Source organism: Marinobacter daqiaonensis (genome assembly GCF_900115285.1).
Taxonomy (GTDB): domain Bacteria; phylum Pseudomonadota; class Gammaproteobacteria; order Pseudomonadales; family Oleiphilaceae; genus Marinobacter; species Marinobacter daqiaonensis.
Genome location: NZ_FOYW01000001.1, coordinates 2012731 through 2029408 on the forward strand (window position 1 = coordinate 2012731; position 16678 = coordinate 2029408).

Consider the following 16678-nt stretch of genomic DNA (forward strand, 5'->3'; position numbering starts at 1 on the left):
TCAAATTGTACCCGAGTTGCCGATTTTTTGCCCCGAGATGACACTGAGGTATTGGATCCGAGAACGGCACCGGTGTCGAAAGCTAGCGGGTCTCAGTCGTATCCCGATCAAACCACCATTCCGGCAACAGGTTCCTGTTCGCCGGCTGCAGGAAACGGTCATCGATCAGCCAGATCACGCCTTCATCCTGCGGGGTGCGAATCACCCTTCCCGCTGCCTGGGCGACTTTCTGCAGGCCGGGGATGCGGTAGGTGTAGTCGTAGCCGGCACCGAAGCGTTCCTCCAGCCGGGTCCTGAGTACCTCGTGCCAGGGGTCGAAGGGCGGCAGGCCCAGGGTGGCCACAAAGGCCCCGATCAGCTGGTCCCCGGGCAGATCGATGCCCTCACTGAACACGCCCCCCAGCACGGCGAACGCCACGGCCGGTTCCGGTTGTCGGAAGCCCGCCAGGAAATCGGCCCGCTGCGCCTGGCTCATACCCGGTCTCTGGGGACGCTGGGGGATATCCGGGGCAATGTGGGCCAGGGCTTCGGTGACCTGCTCCAGGTAGCGAAAACTGCTGAAAAAGGCCAGATAGTGCCCCGGGCGTTCACGGAACTGGCCGGCAATCAGCTCGGCAATGGGTTCCAGCGACCGTTCCCGGTCGGGCTGGCGGGTACTGATGCGCGGGGTGAAGTGAACCTGCAGCTGGTCCGCGCTGAAGGGGCTGGGAAGCGAGGTAAACCGGGTGTCTTCCGCCAGGCCCAGCAGATCCCGGTGGTAGACGCCGGGGGTGAGGGTGGCGGAGAACAGCAGCACCGAAGCCGCCGCCCGGAACCGGTCCCGCAGGAAGTCCGCCGGTATCAGGTTCTGCAAGGTCAGGCTGGCCCTGCCACGACCGGCCCGCTGGTACTCGCACAGGGAGTGGTCGCCAAACTGATCCGCCAGTTTCATGAAGGCCACGCTCTCGAACAGCAGCTCCTGCAGCGCCAGATCCGGCGGGTTGTCCGCCAGATAGTCAGTCAGACCGGACACCAGTCCTTGCAGGCTGCCGGTGAGCTGTCCGGGAAGTGACTTCAGGAACACCGGTTCGGAGCTGTCCACGCCCTGTTCGCTGATCACCTCCTGCCAGGCTTTTGCCACCCGATTCATTGGCGCTTTCAGGGGCCTGGGCGCTGTCCGGCGGACCCGCAGCAATCGTTGCTGGTCCAGCCTTACCGAGTACATGCCCCGGGCCCGGTCCACCAGGTTGTGGGCCTCGTCCACCAGCACGCCGGCCTTCCACTGGTTCTGACGAACCAGGGCATGTAGCAGTGCGCTCTGGTCGAACATTCGGTTCACGTCGGCCACCACCACATCGCTCCAGCGGGCCATCTCCTGGCCCAGGAAATAGGGACAGATGTCGTGGCCGGCCGCAATTTCAGCCAGCCGTTCACGGCTCAGGGGCCCCTGTACCCGGGCCGCTTCCGCCCGGGCATCCGGAAGACGGTCAAAAAAGCCCCTTGCCAGTGGACAGGCGTCGCCGTGGCAGGCCTTGTCCGGGTGCTCGCAGGCGTCGTCCTTCGCCACCAGCTCCAGGGTCCTCAGTGGCCAGTGGTGGGGATCCGGCTGGGCCTGCCGCAGGGCTTCGGTGGCGCCCATGGCCAGCTCGCGGGCGGTATTGCGGCAGGTCAGATAGAACAGGCGGTCCTGGCCGGCGGCCGGCATGGCCATCAGCGCCGGGAACAGGGTACCCAGGGTCTTGCCCAGTCCCGTCGGTGCCTCCAGCAACAGGGATCGGGACTGTACGGCATTGCGGTAAACGGTTTCCGCCAGCCGTCGCTGCCCGGCCCGGAACTCGTCGAATGGGAACCGCAGCTGCCCGAGGCGCTGGTCCCGGGCCTGGCGATGACGATCCTCCTGTTCGGCCCAGGCCCGGAAGGCGCTGCACAGGGCTTCCAGCTCGCGCCATAGCTCGTCGGCGGTGGCGGTTTCCGTGACCGGGCTTTCCCTGTTACGTCCCGTGTCGTAGTACACCAGCGCCAGGGTCACGGATTTCAGGTTTTCCTGGCGGCAAAGCAGGGCGCCATAGGCCCGTAACTGTGCCCGATGGAGGGCACGCTGATGGTCGCGGATGCGGGAAAGGTCGCCGCGGTGGGTCTTGATTTCCTCCAGCAGGGGCTTGTGAGGGTTGTACACATCTGCCCGGCCAGTGAGTTCGATACCCAGGCAGTTTCCGGTGAGTGAGAACTCACTCTTATAGCCGTAGCCACGGCTTGCCTGCACCGCCTGATGGCCGGCAATTCCCTCCTCACTGGAGGGGGCCGGGGTGTAGCGGAAGTCCAGGTCACCGCGCCGGGCGGCAAACTCGCAAAGGGTTCGAACCGCCACTTTCACGGGCCGAACTCCGGCTCCTGCCACCGGACATGGCAGACCCGCGCCGCAATCCCCTGGCGGTCAAAGAACGCCAGCCAGCGCCGCTGGTGGTCCTGCAGGCGATCACCGGGGCCTTTCACCTCGATCATTTCGTACCGTTGCGCTGGCTCGGGGTGGTCCGGAACAAACCGGATCAGGTCCGGGAAGCCGCTGCGGTGCTCCTTCAGGTTGGCCAGCAGACGCCGGAACAGGACCTTGAGGTGGACCGGTGGAATGCAATGGAGGGCCATCTCCAGAAGCGGCCCGGAAAGCACCTGCCAATGGACGAAAGGGTTGGCCAGGCCCTGCTTCCGGCGCCAGGTGGTGAGGATGGTGTCGCGGTAGGCGTCCGTGTCCAGCTGGCGGAAGCAGGCTTCCAGCAGATCCCGGCGACGGGAAACAAAGTCCTCCCGGGTCAGGTCCGCCGGCCCCACATGGAAGGGATGGAAGAAAGCACCGGGCATCGGCGTGAAAATCACCTCCCAGCACAGCAGCCCGAAAAGGCCATTGATCAGGGTATTCTCCACATAGACCACCGGGCACTCGTCCGTGGTCAGGTGTTGCTGCACCAGCCACTCCACCGGGCCCGGCTCAGGCAGGATCAGGGTGAAGGTCTCGGGAACGGGGGTATCGTCCAGTGGCGGTGCCGGTTCGCCAACCTTTTTGGATAACCGCTTGAGCAGGCGCCCGAGACCCTGGGCCTCGGCGTCGCTCAGGTCCTGGTCATGCCAGTTCCGGGCAATGGCCCAGGCCTCGTCGAAACGCTTCATGCGCTCCAGCAGCCTGAGCTGCTTCAGGCGGGCTTCCCGGTGATGACTCCCCGCCAGGGCCTCCAGCGCCAGCTCCGGTTCTCCCTGGCGTTCCGCCTGACGCCCCAGCTCCAGCAGCAGTCGGTCGCGGCGACTGGCGAGCCAGGCGTTATCCGCAGGATCCGGCACCTGGCCCCAGACATCAGGGGCGGCCACCCCGGCATCCAGCTGCTCCCGGCACTGGTGCATCACCAGGTAGCAGTCTACATCCCCCCGGTCATGGAATGCCCGGCTCCGGGGTGAGAGGGGGACGGTTTCATACTGCTGGTAGCCCAGCTCCACCAGCACGAAGTCAGACCAGCTCTGTCGCAAGTTGCCAAAGAACATCAGTCGGACCCGGTCGAACAACGCCATGTAGCGCAGACGCACCACCGGATGGCGGTCATGCCCGAGCCACTTGCTCACGGGCCGGGGATCCGGGAACTCCCCCGCCAGCAGCGCTTTCATCCTCCCCTTGGGAAGGCCGGAGGGATGGCCAAGAGACTTGAGGGTGGCGGCAAAGGCCGGGCGCAGTTCCGCCAGGGTAAACAGGCGAAACAGGTCGTCCAGCGTCAGTTCAGGATTGTCTTCAAGCCACCCCCTGGTGCCCAGCTCCATTAGCGCCCTGGCTTCGGAGTCGGGTAGCTCGGGATACTTGAACTTGTCCAGGCGAAACAGCTCACCGGTTCGCATCACCATTCGGGTCAGCAGGGCACGGGCGGAAACCGACAGGTTGCCGAAGGCGGCCAGACGATCGCATTCATCCTGTGTCAGCAGGTCAGCGTGGTGACCGGCCACCCAGGTGACAACAGTTTCCATATTGGCCAGGTAATACAGCGGATCGGCAAGGTCGGCGGTCTGCGGCCGGGCCTGCGGGTGCGAATCGGTCATAGGGGATGGGGACAAAACCTGCTTTCGGGGGAACCAGAGTGCTCACTTTACGACGACCGGGCGCCCACCTCAAATACCGGTATCGGCCTTCTGAACGCGAACACCGGCGATCCGCCACTGGCCATCCTCCTCCACCATGCGGTAATAGGCGTTCCATCGGGCGCCCTGCGGCCCGGTAAGACGCACCACCTGGATGTCGAAGTAACCGTGGGGCACATACTCGCGGAACTCGATGGCAGTGGCCCGGTGAATTGCCGGGTAAGCCTGCTCCACCATGCTGAGGAACACCTCGGAGGTGCCGAAGCGGCGCTGGATTCCCTCGGAGGCGATATCCCAGGCCCGCTGGTGATCATCGGTGGCGAACGCTTCGATCTGCCGCAGGATGGTGTCCCGGATGTCTGCTTCCGCCGAACCCGCCGTTACCTTCGGCACTGCAGTCACCAGCGCCAGCACCAGTAATGTCACCAGCAGCCCGGCGGATGCACCGTGCAGGCGCGATCGGACTCCAGTTCTGTTCCACATTGTCACCTCCCGGGCTCTGCCTCAGGAAACGTGCCGACCCTGTGCCGGCACAGATATCGTAGAAAACATACGAGCTCTTTTGCTTCCAGGATGAATAAAAACTGAGCTGAGCGCCAATCTCCCACGTACCCCGTTCATGACGCACCCGCACAAGTCACCAGAAAGGAGCGCCTTAATGCATATTTCCCATACCGAACTGAAGAATCTTGTCGACCCGGTCGATACCCTGGAGATCGTTTCTCTTGAGGGTCGTTACTACATGGCACGGGTCAGGGTTGGCGAGCGCTGGTACGTCGTCACCGATGGCCACGACGAGGTCATACGGTATTCTGGAGCCGCTGCCGCCCGGGAAGCGTTCGACGACATTCCTGTCAAGGACACAGTGGTGATCGCCGCGGCTGGCACCGACGAGATGGTCGGTATGCCGGAGGAAGGCCTCCGACCCATGAAAGTGCCGCTCAAGTAACGCCACAGCGAACCGGTTGCAGAAACGAAATCAGCTGCCCGCGAACGACAATGAATCCACCAGCTCGCGGCCATGGAAGACGGCGCCGTGGAAATCGCTTTCCGGGACGTCCTTCAGGGTGAAGGCGATGGCGGAGGCGGCCTGCTCCGGCGTCAGGCAGTCGCCGTTGTCCAGGCGCTCTGTCAGCCAGCTGGCATGGGGCAACCCCAGCGAACGGGCACTTGATGCGTGGGCGCGCAACCCGTCCGTGTCCACCATGCCCGGCTGGAACAGGCTGATGACCGGCGCCTCGGGGGAGGCGTCGAATTCAACCGCCAGCTGACGCACCAGCCGTCTCAGCGCCATCTTGCTGACACCATAACTGCCCGTGCCCTTCTGCACAGTCTGATCCATGCCCGCCCCCAGCATCACCACACGGGCAGCCTTTTCCGGGTGGTACAACAACGGCATCAGTCCCTGTATCAGCTGCAGCGGCGCTGCCACATTAACCGCCAGGGCACGGTTCAGGTCTGCCACGTCCCAGCTTTCCACATCCGCCGCTGGCTCCCCGTCACCCGCGCAATAGACCAGGCGATGTATGGCGCCGGTTATCCCGGCAATGTGGCTGGCGAGGCGGGCAACATCATCCGGTCGCGAAAAATCCGCAACGGCGACCCATACGACACGATCGGGATACTGCTCCCGCAGCCCGGCGGCCACGGCTTCCAGCTTGTCCCGTGTCCGGCCCGCTATAATCAGATGGTGGCCGTCCCGTGCCAGTTCATGGGCCAGGGCCCGGCCGATACCGGAACCCGCGCCTGCTATCAGAGTCCACATGGTTCACCTCCAAAAGTCAGCCTGATCAGGCATAATCAGTCTCTGATTACTGTGGCACATACGGTAATCTTCAGCGTCAGGATTGCATTTACCACCCAGCAAGGAGTTCCATGGCCGAGCCCGTCACCATCCACCCCGGCTTCCATGCCATCCACGCCAATCACCTGGAAGATCTGCGCCGGGCCGTGGTGTACCTGTGCCACCATACCCCCCTGCCCCCCCTGGAAAGCGAGACCTTCCTGGTCCAGAGCAATGGCATTGCCCAGTGGCTGAAGCTGGCGCTGGCGGAAAAGCGCTCCGCGGATGGCGGTAACGGTGGGCTGGGCATCGCCGCCGGAATGGACTTCCTGTTCCCCGCCCGTTTCATCTGGCAGGCGTACCGGGCGGTGCTGCCGAATGGCGAGGTGCCGGAGGAATCGCCCTTCGACAAGCGTCGCCTGCTCTGGCGGCTGTACCGGCTGCTGCCGGAACTGGTGGCCACCGACGACGCCTATAATCCGCTGGCCCGGTTTCTTGAAGGCACCGACCCGGAGCTGAGGGCTTTCCAGCTGGCGGAGAAAGTGGCCGACCTGTTCGACCAGTACCAGGTATTCCGTGCGGACTGGCTCAGCGCCTGGGAGCAGGGCCACGACCGCATCACTTCGCCCCGGGGCGGGGAGCAGATGCTGGATGGCGAGACCCGCTGGCAACCCATGCTGTGGCGGGCCCTGGTGGCGGATGTCGGGGAGGCCTCCGGGACGAGCCGATCGGGCATCCATACCCGCTTCATGAACACTGGCCAGCAGCTGCCGGCACCCTCCAACCCGCAACGGCTGCCCAAACGAATTGTTGTCTTTGGCGTGTCTTCCCTGCCCCGCCAGGCGCTGGAAGCCCTGTATGTGCTTAGCCGCTTCAGCCAGGTGGTACTGTGCGTCCACAACCCCTGCCAGTTCTACTGGGCGGACATCATCAGCGACCGCGACCTGCTCCAGGCCCGGCGCAAGCGTGGCAAAACCCACCCCGGCCTGTCCCGCGTCACCGACCCGGACCAGCTCCACCAGCATGCCAACCCCCTGCTTGCCGCCTGGGGCAAACAGGGCCGCGACTACATCCGGCTGCTGGATGAGTTCGACAACCCGGACGAGTACCGGGACCGGTTCCAGACCCCGGACCAGAAGATCGACATTTTTTCTCCACACGGCCATGGCGATGAGCCGCGTCTGCTTCATCAGTTGCAGAACGACATCTATAACCTGACGCCCCTCAGTGAGATCCGCGCGGAGCAGCGGCGGCTCGACTCCCGGGGGGATCATTCCCTGGCCTTCCACGATGCCCACAGCCCCCAGCGGGAGGTGGAAATCCTCCATGACCAGCTGCTGGCCGCTTTCAATGCGGACCCGGCCCTGCGGCCAAGGGACGTGATCGTGATGGTGCCGGACATCAACGTCTATGCGCCCCACATCCAGGCGGTGTTCGGCCGCTATCAGGCCAGCAGCAAGCGCCACATCCCCTTCACCATCTCCGACCAGGGCCAGCGTCATCACGAGCCGGTGCTGATCGCCCTGGAAACCCTCATGTCGCTGCCCCGCAGCCGCTTCCCGGTAAGCGAGATCATCAGCCTGCTGGAAGTTCCGGGCCTGCGCCAGCGCTTTGACATCAGTGAGGAGGAGATTCCCCTGGCCCGGCGCTGGGTGGAAGGCGCCAACATCCGATGGGGCCTGCACGACCGCCAGCGGGCAAGCCTGGAGCTACCCGGCGACCTGACCCGCAACACCTGGCAGTCCGGCCTGAGGTCGATGCTGCTTGGCTATGGCATGGGCGATGATGAGCCCTGGGCCGGGGTGGAACCCTACGCCGAGGTGGGAGGACTGCAGGCCAGCCTGGCCGGCAGGCTCTCGGACTTCGTGCTGCAGCTGGAAAGCCTGTGGGAAACATTGCAGTCGCCAAGGACCCCAGGCGACTGGGAGACCCTGTTCTCGGACATGCTGGAGCAATTCTTCCGGGATGTGAGTGGCTCCGACCTGTTGCTGCTGAACCGGTTCCGCCGCCAGCTGGAGCAATGGCTCACGGACGCCCTGGCCGCCGGCCTGCAGGAGACGCCTCTGCCCCTGAATATCGTCAAGGACGTCCTGCTGGAAGGCCTCGACGAAGGCGGCCTCAACCAGCGTTTTCTTGCCGGCAAGGTGAATTTCGCCACCCTGATGCCCATGCGGGCCATACCCTTTCGCAAGGTGTGCCTGCTGGGCATGAACGACGGTGATTATCCGCGCTCGCGGCCGCCGGTGGACTTCGACCTGATGGCCAACGACTATCGCCCCGGGGACCGCTCCCGCCGGGAGGACGACCGCTACCTGTTCCTGGAGGCCCTGCTGTCCGCCCGGGAGCAGCTGTACATCAGTTGGGTGGGCCGCAGTATCCGGGACGACTCGGAACGGCCGCCTTCGGTGCTGGTGAGCCAGCTCCATGACCACCTGGACAGTCTATGGCGGGTCTCCGGTAACGAAGATCAGGGCGTCACCGCCGCCCTCACCACACGGCACCCGCTGCAGCCCTTCAGCCGGGCCTACTTCCCCCGGGCCAATGGTCTCGAGCCGTCACCGGATAGCCCGCCACGCCCCCTTGAGGAGATCCTGCACAACCGCCACCTGTTCACCTTCGAGCGGGAATGGCGCAGTGCTCACGGCCATAGGGACGAGGATCCGTCACAGCTCCACCAGCCCCTGGCTTATCAGCCACCAGAAGAGCCCATCACCTTCGGAGACCTGGCGAACTTCCTCAAGCGCCCGGTGGGAACCTTCTTCCAGCGCCGGCTGCAGGTGCGATTCGAGGAGGTGGAAGAAGACGACACCGACAACGAGAACTTTGATCTCAGTGGCCTGGACCGCTGGCGCCTGGACAATGAGCTGATCGGCGAGGCCGTGCTCAAGGCCGACAGCGACAAGGAACTGCAAAGCCGTCTGGAGACCACCCTGAACCGGATGGCCCGCCGTGGCGACCTGGGCATGGGACTGACCGAGCACCGGCTGCGTTCGGAGCTGGCCGGACGCCTGCCGGATCTTCACAAACGCTATCGTGAGGCCCTGGCCGGGCTTCCCGAGGCGCTGCCGGAACCGGTCACCTTTGAACATCGCTTCACCAGCGATAAGGGCACGGTGGAGGTGCTCGACCTGATCGACGGCCTGCGCCGGAGCCCGGATGGCAGCCTCTGCCGGCTGGTGGTGTCCCGCTCCAGCCTGTTGTCCGGCTCGGGCAGCACCCGCAAGGTTCGCTACGCCAACCTGATGAAAGACTGGGTACTTCACCTGGCCGGCCAGCTCACGGAGCGGCCGTTCACCACCCTGATCCTGGGCAAGGAGGAGGGCCGCCGTTTCCGTTTCGAGCCGCTACCCGCAGACCAGGCCCGGATCCATCTGGATGCCATGCTGGCCCAGTGGATCGCCGCCTCCACACGGGCCCTGCCCCTGCACTGCGAGGCGGGCTTCGCCTGGATCTACAGCTTCTACCAGAGCAGTAAACACCGGGGGGATCATGACAGGGCCATCGAGGACGCGAAACAGGCCTATAACACCGCCCTGGATCGGGACGCGGGTTATCTGCGCAGCGCCTTCGAGCATCCCGAAGATATCGTGAATGAGGCATTCGAAGGCCTGCTGCACCAGCTCTATGTGCCCCTGTGGGAAGCCGAGCAGGACAAGACCGCCGCCGACCAGATCGAGGGTCAGTCATGAGTCGTGAAAATGCCACCCTGAATCCCCTGGAACTGCCCCTCAATGGCAGTACCCTGATCGAGGCCAGTGCCGGCACCGGCAAGACATTCACCATCGCCATCCTTTACGTGCGTCTGGTGCTGGGTCACGGCCAGCCCCGGGATACCCCCCTGGCCCAGGGCATACTGCCTCCCAATCTGCTGGTGGTGACCTTCACCGAGGCCGCCACCAAGGAGCTTCGGGACCGTATCCGGGCCCGCCTGACCCAGGCCGCGGAGGTATTCTCGGAAACAGCGGACAGCGACACTCCAACAGCGGAAACCGCCCTGATCCATCAGCTGCGGGACCAGGGCTATCCGGACCCGGCCACCTGGCCGGAATGCCGCAAGAAACTGCTGCTGGCGGCGGAATGGATGGACGAGGCAGCGGTATCCACCATCCACGGCTGGTGCAACCGGATGCTCAGCGAACATGCCTTCGATAGCGGCAGCCTGTTCCGCCTGACCCTGGAGACCGACCAGACGGAGCTGCTGGACAATGTGGTCCGGGACTACTGGCGCACCTTCGCCTACCCGCTACCGCCCGAGCTGCAGGACGAGATCCTGGAGCACTGGCAGACCCCGGGGGCACTGCGCAACTCCGTGCGTAACCTGCTACCCGAGGGTGCTCAGATCAGTGCACCGAGCGGCGGGGTGCGCCAGGCTATTGAAGATGCCGTCAGCGAGCGTCAGCGCCGGGCTGATGAGCTGCGCGCTTACCCCTGGCACCAGTGGCGGGACGAGGTCTTCGACCTGCTGGACGGCCTCGGCAAGCGATTGCACGGCAGCAGCCGCAAAGCCATGGTCACCGGGTGGGACCACCTTCTGGCCTGGGCGGACTCCGGCGCGCTATTACCGGACGGCCTGGACAAGGCGGGCCTGCAGAACCAGACCCCGGAGGTGCTGCCTGCCAAGCTCAAGGGAGACGGTCCGGTACCCGACCACCCGGCATTCCATGCCATCGCCGAGCTGATGGCTTTCAGCAAGGATCTGCCAACCGCCCGGGCTGATATCCTCAGGCACGCCGCCCAGTGGATTCACCGGCGCCTGGAGTCCGAGAAACAGAAGCGCTCCGAGATGGGCTTTGACGATTTGCTCACCCGCCTGGACGAGGCCCTCCACGGGCCCCGGGGCGATCAGCTGGCCGCCACCATCCGCCGTCAGTTTCCGGTGGCGCTGATCGACGAGTTCCAGGACACGGACCCGGTGCAGTACCGCATCTTCGACCGAATCTACCGGGTCGCCCGGAACGACCCGTCCACCTGCCTGCTGATGATCGGCGACCCCAAGCAGGCCATCTACGGCTTCCGGGGTGCTGACATCCATACCTACCTGGAAGCGCGCCAGGGGGTTCGGGACCGCATCTGGACCCTGGGCCGCAACTTCCGCTCCGCCAAGCCCATGGTGGAGGCCGTTAACCGGATTTTCGAGTACGGTGATGCCAGGGGAAGAGACGGCGCGTTTCTGTTCGGCAAGGGTGACAGTACGCCACTGCCGTTCAATCCGGTGGCCGCCAAGGGCACGTCCCGCATCTGGACCGTGGACGGGCAGCCCCGCCCCAACCTCACCTTCTGGACCCTCGAGAGTACCGGCCAGACCAGGAATGGTGAGCCGGTCCCCCTGGCCAAGGGCCGGGCTGTCGAGCAGATGGCGCAGGCCTGCGCCAGTGAAGTCGCCCGGCTCCTCCAGCTGGGCCAGCGGGAAGAAGCCGGCTTTGTCCTGGCGGACGACGCTGGCGATCTCGAGCCGGTGCGTCCGGGAGATATCGCCATCCTGGTGAACAACCGTAACGAAGCGGCCGCCGTCAGGGACGCCCTGCAGGACCGCCGGGTACGAAGCGTCTATCTGTCGGACCGGGACTCTGTGCTCACCTCGCCGGAGGCCCGGGAAATCCTTGGATGGCTACGGGCCTTTGCCGAACCCCGGCAGCTGGCCCTGGCACGGGCGGCCCTGGCAACGCCGACCCTGGCGCTGCCGTGGCGGTACCTTGACCAGCTGCTCACCGATGAGGTGGCCCTCGAGCGTGAAATCGAGCGTTTCATGGGCTACCAGCGGCAATGGCAGGAACAGGGCATCCTGCCCACCCTTCGCAGCTTCCTGATGGATTTCGGCGTGCCCGGCCGCCTGTTGCGGCGTCCGGACGGCGAGCGCCGGCTGACGGACATCCTTCACATCGCCGAACTGCTGCAGCAGGACAGCCTTCAGCTGGATGGCGAGCACGCCCTGGTGCACCACTTCACCCAGATCCTGCGAGCGGCGGATGGCGAGGATGAGCACCGGACCCTGCGCCTGGAAAGCGATGCCGGCCTGGTGAAAGTGGTCACTGTGCACAAGTCCAAGGGTCTGGAATACCCCCTGGTGTTTCTGCCCTTCGGCACCGCCTTCCGGGCGGAAAACGAGAAGCAGGCCTTCGTGCGCTTCCACGATGAACGGGGCCGACTGGTTACCGTATTTGATCCCGGGGCCGACGACCTGGCCAGGGCCGACCGGGAGCGGCTGGGTGAAGACATCCGCAAGCTCTATGTGGCCCTGACACGGGCCCGCCATGTCACCTGGGTGGGCGTGGCCGCCCTCCAGGACTGGCACCGGAGCGGGCTCGGCTACCTGCTGGATGGCGATGGTGGAGCCGATGGTGAACTGACCCGGTGCCTGCGGGCCCTCGCCGACGGCCACCCGGCAATCGCCGTCACCCCGCTGCCGGAGGCTGCCGACAACGAATACACTGAAGAAGCCCCGGAAAGCCTGGGCCCGGCACTGATCTCCAGCCGCCAGGCCCGGGAGGACTGGTGGATTGCCAGCTACTCCGCCATCGAATACGGCGGTGTTGCAGGCACCGGCATTGCTTTCACCGACGAGGTGGAGGACGCCGAGGCCCAGAACCTGCTGGAGGAAAGTCGCCTGGAGGAGGAAGCCAGCCAACGCCGGGCGACCACCCTGATACGCAACCAGCATCACTTCCCCAAGGGTGCCGGGCCCGGCACCTTTCTCCACGACGTACTGGAGTGGTGTACCCGCCAGGGGCTGGCCTCCATCGCCGGCCAGCCGGAACAGCTCCGGGACCAGCTCGCCCGTCGCTGCCGTACCCGGGGCTGGAGTGAGTGGGCGGCCCCCCTCACCGATTGGCTGGTAACCCTTATACGCCAGCCACTGCCCCTGGACCGCCAGGGCCCCGACCGGGTCGCCCTGGGTGAGCTCACCACCCTGCGGCCGGAGCTGGAGTTCTGGTTCGAGAGCCGCAATGTCAGCATCCGTGACCTGGACACACTGGTGCGGGTACACACCCTTAACGGAGCCGACCGTCCGGAAGTGGAACAGCAGCACTTCAACGGAATGGTCAAAGGGTTTATCGACCTGGTGTTCGAGCACGAGGGTCGTTATTACGTGCTGGACTACAAGTCCAACGCCCTGGGCGAGGATGACAGCGCCTACACCCGCCAGGCCATGGGGGAGGCGATCCTGGAGAAGCGCTACGATCTGCAGTACGTACTCTACCTGCTGGCGCTGCACCGGCTGCTGAAAGCGCGCCTGCCGGATTATGACTATGACACCCACATCGGCGGCGCCATCTATCTGTTCCTCCGGGGCGTCGAGGCACCCTCCGCAGGCGCTTTCGCGGACCGGCCACCCCGGGTATTGATCGAGACCCTGGACGCCCTGTTCGACGGCGAGTCCATTCAGGGGGAGGCGGCATGACACGCAAAAAGAACCACGAAAACCAGTTCAACCTGGAGTTTGAGCAGGATCCGATTCCACAGGTCAGCCCGGAACCCTCCCAACGGGTCGTCGACGCCAGCGAGGCTCTGGCCGAGCCGGAAACCATTCTTGAGCTGCTGTCCCGGTGGCGGGCCGCGGACTGGATCCGTCCTCTGGATGTGGAGTTTGCCCGGCTGATCCGGTCCCTGTCCGGGGAACAGGGGGAGGAGGCGCCGCCCCTGTTGCTCCTGCTGGCGGCCCTGACGTCCCACCAGGTGGGCCGGGGCCATGTCTGCGTGGACCTGGGGGAACTGATGAGGGATGCCGGACAGGTCGTTGCGTTGCCTCCGGAGGAGTCATTGGCCAGCTCTGTCGCACCGCAGGAGATGGAGCAGTTGCCCCGCCCCGGCGAACTGCTCGCCGGTATTGCCCTGACCGATTGCCTGGCCGCCCTGGACAGGGTTGCGGCCGTCAGCGAGGGCTCACAATCAACGCCGCTGGTGCTGGACGGACACCGCCTCTACCTTCGACGGTTCTGGCGCTATGAGCAAAAGATTGCCCGGGGTATCCGTGATCGCCTGGCCCTGCCCTCGTCAGTGGCCGACTCCGGTTCAGCCGAAGCCGGCACCCTCAAACAGGCCCTGGCCGCCCTCTTCGGCAGCCAGGCCGGGGTGGACTACCAGAAACTGGCCTGCGCCCTGGCCGCCCGGAACCGGTTCGCGGTGATCACCGGCGGGCCGGGCACCGGCAAGACCACAACGGTGGTGAACCTGCTGGCGGCACTGCAGTCGGTGGCGGGAGCCTCCCCCCTTCGGCAGGGTCGCAAGTACCGGATCCGGCTCGCGGCTCCCACCGGCAAGGCCGCGGCCCGCCTGAACGAATCCATCGGCGGCGCGGTCAGCCGTCTGCCCCTGGATCAGTTGCCCGGCCAGGTGACCGTCGCGGACATTCCCACCAGGGTCACTACCCTGCATCGCCTCCTGGGCAGTCGCCCGGACACCCGCCAGTTCCGTCACAACCGGGACAACCCGCTGCTGGTGGACATCCTGGTGATCGACGAAGCCTCCATGGTGGACGTGGACCTGATGGCCTCGGTGTTCGACGCCCTGCCCGGGTCCACCCATCTGATCCTGCTGGGGGACAAGGACCAGCTGGCATCAGTGGACGCCGGTGCGGTGCTGGGGGAACTGTGCCAACGGGCACAGGAGGCCCATTACCGGCCCGGCACCACCGACTGGTTGCAGGCCATCACCGGCGACCGGGTACCGGACGATCTGACCGATCCCGAGGGCCAGGCCATGGACCAGGCGGTGGCCATGCTGCGCAGAAGCTATCGTTTCACTGAGACCAGCGGTATCCGCCAGCTGGCGGAAGCGGTGAACACCAACGCCCTCGACGACGCCATGCTCGAGGGGGCACGCAACGGCAATTTCGAGGACGTGGCCTGGCTGGACACCGGTGTCAGCACCGAAGAAACCCGGACGCTGGTCAACCGGCACGCCCTCACCGGCACGCCCGGGGCTTTCCGCCATCAGGGCCAGGGACGCGTTGTCGGTAACCAGCCGGTACCGCCACCAGTGGGTTACCGGCATTACCTTTCACTGATGAAGGACCATGAGCTGGCGGAAAACAGCCCCCGTGAAGCGTGGGATGCCCTGGCCCAGCGGGTACTGGCCGCATTCGGGGATTTCCAGGTGCTCTGCGCCCTGCGCCAGGGGCCGTGGGGTGTGGAGGGTCTCAACGACCAGATTGCCCGCCACCTCCTTGGCGAGCAATTGATTCCCAGGGCGGAAGGCTGGTACGCCGGCCGGCCGGTGCTGGTAACCGGCAACGACTATAACCTGGGGCTGATGAATGGCGATGTGGGCATTACCTTCAGCCTGCCCTGGGATCAGGATGAAGCCGGTCGGACGAGACAGGTGCTACGGGTGGCGTTTTCCAGTTCTGATGGCAGCGGCAACATCCGCTGGATCTCCCCCAGCCGGCTGCAACAGCTGGAAACCAACTACGCCATGACCGTGCACAAGTCCCAGGGCTCGGAGTTCAACCACACCTGCCTGGTATTGCCGGACCGGCTCAGCCCCGTGATGACGAGGGAGCTGGTCTACACCGGCATCACCCGTGCCCGCAACTGGTTCAGCCTGATTACCGGGAATGAAGCCGTGTTGAGGGAAAGCGTGCGCCAGCGGGTTATTCGGGCTTCGGGGCTGGCTGAGCGGCTGTGGCAATAGGTTCACACCGTACCCGGCAAATCAGGTTCACCCTTTCTTTATCGCCTCCAGGGGATAATACGGTGGAATCCGCCACAGGGGATAACCATCAGGATGACATCGCCGGCAGGAACTACGCCGACAGAGACACCGACGGGCCGCACCCGCCCGCAAAACAGACAGGGACTTACCGCCCCTTTATACTCACTTTTCTTTCCTAACAACCAAGAACGCAACAAAACAGGAGACGCGATATGACAATTCGACTGGATGACAAGGTCGCCATCGTGACCGGTTCCGGTGGTGGGCTGGGCCGCTGTCACGCGCTGGCCCTCGCCGCCCGGGGGGCCAGAGTGGTGGTGAACGACCTTGGCGAGGAGCCGGCGGAGAAAGTGGCCGAGGAGATTCGGGCCGCCGGCGGCGAGGCCATTGCCCACGCCTGTTCCGTGGCCGACTTTGCCGCGGTGGAAACCATGGTCCGGCACGTCATGGACCAGTGGGGCCGGGTGGACATCCTGGTGAACAACGCCGGCATCCTGAGGGACAAGACCTTCGTCAAGATGAACCTGGAGGACTTCCGCACAGTGCTGGATGTTCACCTGATGGGGGCCGTGAACTGCACCAAGGCGGTTTGGGAGATCATGCGCGATCAGCAGTACGGTCGTATTGTGATGACCACCTCGTCGTCTGGCCTGTTCGGCAACTTTGGCCAGTCAAACTACGGCGCCGCCAAGCTGGCAATGGTCGGCCTGATGCAGACCCTGAGCCTGGAGGGCGAGAAGTACAACATCCGGGTCAATTCCCTGGCGCCCACCGCAGCCACCCAGATGACCGAAGGCCTGATGCCACCGGAAGTACTTGAGAAGCTGCGTCCGGAAACGGTTTCCCCGGGCGTGGTCTTCCTGTGCTCGGAGGACGCTCCCAACCGGGCCATCCTGGCGGCTGGCGCCGGTTCCTTCGAATGTGCCCACATCACCCTGACCAGGGGCGTCTACATTGGTGAGGGCGAGGATGCTGCTGATGAAATCGCTGCCCGGTTCTCGGAGATTGCCGACCGTACTGACAGCCAGGTACCCAGGATGGGCTCGGCCCAGGGGCAGCAGGAAATGACCAACCTGATCGCCAGCCAGAAAAAGAGCTGACGCCCCTGTCCCGGGACCGTCGACGCACTGGCGGGTGACGGTCCCGTCTTCAGCG

The 16678-nt window shown here is 64.9% G+C and carries 9 protein-coding genes; 5 read left to right on the top strand and 4 right to left on the bottom strand.

Annotated features, from left to right (window positions below):
- Positions 1 to 82: 82 nt before the first annotated feature.
- From BM346_RS09175 to BM346_RS09185, 3 genes are all read right to left on the bottom strand, one after another.
- Positions 83 to 2353, bottom strand: coding sequence for an ATP-dependent DNA helicase (locus BM346_RS09175; RefSeq protein WP_092011202.1), 2271 nt, complete (start codon positions 2351 to 2353; stop codon positions 83 to 85).
- On the bottom strand, positions 2350 to 4050 hold the full coding sequence (locus BM346_RS09180) for a VRR-NUC domain-containing protein (RefSeq protein WP_092011205.1): 1701 nt from the start codon (positions 4048 to 4050) through the stop codon (positions 2350 to 2352). The genes BM346_RS09175 and BM346_RS09180 overlap by 4 nt, the downstream gene beginning before the upstream one ends.
- Before the next feature lie 69 nt (positions 4051 to 4119).
- A complete protein-coding gene (locus BM346_RS09185; protein ID WP_092011208.1) occupies positions 4120 to 4572 on the bottom strand; it encodes a DUF4864 domain-containing protein in 453 nt (150 codons plus the stop codon).
- A 175-nt stretch (positions 4573 to 4747) separates the two neighbouring features.
- On the opposite strand from BM346_RS09185, the gene BM346_RS09190 reads away from it, so the two are divergent.
- Positions 4748 to 5038, top strand: a complete 291-nt coding sequence (locus BM346_RS09190) for a DUF6482 family protein (RefSeq protein ID WP_092011211.1) — start codon at positions 4748 to 4750, stop codon at positions 5036 to 5038.
- Positions 5039 to 5068: 30 nt separating this feature from the next.
- Here the strand turns inward: BM346_RS09190 and BM346_RS09195 are convergent, their stop codons facing one another.
- Positions 5069 to 5854 carry an SDR family NAD(P)-dependent oxidoreductase gene (locus tag BM346_RS09195; protein ID WP_092011214.1) on the bottom strand — a complete coding sequence of 262 codons (786 nt, stop codon included), beginning with the start codon at positions 5852 to 5854 and terminating at the stop codon, positions 5069 to 5071.
- A gap of 110 nt (positions 5855 to 5964) precedes the next feature.
- On the opposite strand from BM346_RS09195, the gene recC reads away from it, so the two are divergent.
- The 4 genes from recC to BM346_RS09215 all read left to right on the top strand — a co-directional run bounded on the left by recC (position 5965) and on the right by BM346_RS09215 (position 16623).
- Positions 5965 to 9561 carry an exodeoxyribonuclease V subunit gamma gene (recC, locus tag BM346_RS09200; protein ID WP_092011217.1) on the top strand — a complete coding sequence of 1199 codons (3597 nt, stop codon included), beginning with the start codon at positions 5965 to 5967 and terminating at the stop codon, positions 9559 to 9561.
- Positions 9558 to 13271, top strand: coding sequence for an exodeoxyribonuclease V subunit beta (gene recB, locus BM346_RS09205; RefSeq protein ID WP_092011220.1), 3714 nt, complete (start codon positions 9558 to 9560; stop codon positions 13269 to 13271). Before recC ends, recB begins: the two co-directional genes overlap by 4 nt.
- The gene (recD, locus tag BM346_RS09210) at positions 13268 to 15502 is read left to right on the top strand and encodes an exodeoxyribonuclease V subunit alpha (protein WP_092011223.1); all 2235 of its coding nucleotides are present in this window, start codon (positions 13268 to 13270) and stop codon (positions 15500 to 15502) included. The genes recB and recD overlap by 4 nt, the downstream gene beginning before the upstream one ends.
- Before the next feature lie 233 nt (positions 15503 to 15735).
- Positions 15736 to 16623 (top strand): SDR family NAD(P)-dependent oxidoreductase, encoded by an 888-nt coding sequence (locus tag BM346_RS09215; protein ID WP_092011226.1) that lies wholly within the window; start codon positions 15736 to 15738, stop codon positions 16621 to 16623.
- Positions 16624 to 16678: the final 55 nt, after the last annotated feature.

Coding starts and splice junctions, on each gene's coding strand:
- BM346_RS09180 (WP_092011205.1), bottom strand. CDS start 4,050: ATGACCGATTCGCACCCGCAGGCCCGGCCGCAGACCGCCGACCTTGCC.
- BM346_RS09185 (WP_092011208.1), bottom strand. CDS start 4,572: ATGTGGAACAGAACTGGAGTCCGATCGCGCCTGCACGGTGCATCCGCC.
- BM346_RS09190 (WP_092011211.1), top strand. CDS start 4,748: ATGCATATTTCCCATACCGAACTGAAGAATCTTGTCGACCCGGTCGAT.
- BM346_RS09195 (WP_092011214.1), bottom strand. CDS start 5,854: ATGTGGACTCTGATAGCAGGCGCGGGTTCCGGTATCGGCCGGGCCCTG.
- recC (WP_092011217.1), top strand. CDS start 5,965: ATGGCCGAGCCCGTCACCATCCACCCCGGCTTCCATGCCATCCACGCC.
- recB (WP_092011220.1), top strand. CDS start 9,558: ATGAGTCGTGAAAATGCCACCCTGAATCCCCTGGAACTGCCCCTCAAT.
- recD (WP_092011223.1), top strand. CDS start 13,268: ATGACACGCAAAAAGAACCACGAAAACCAGTTCAACCTGGAGTTTGAG.
- BM346_RS09215 (WP_092011226.1), top strand. CDS start 15,736: ATGACAATTCGACTGGATGACAAGGTCGCCATCGTGACCGGTTCCGGT.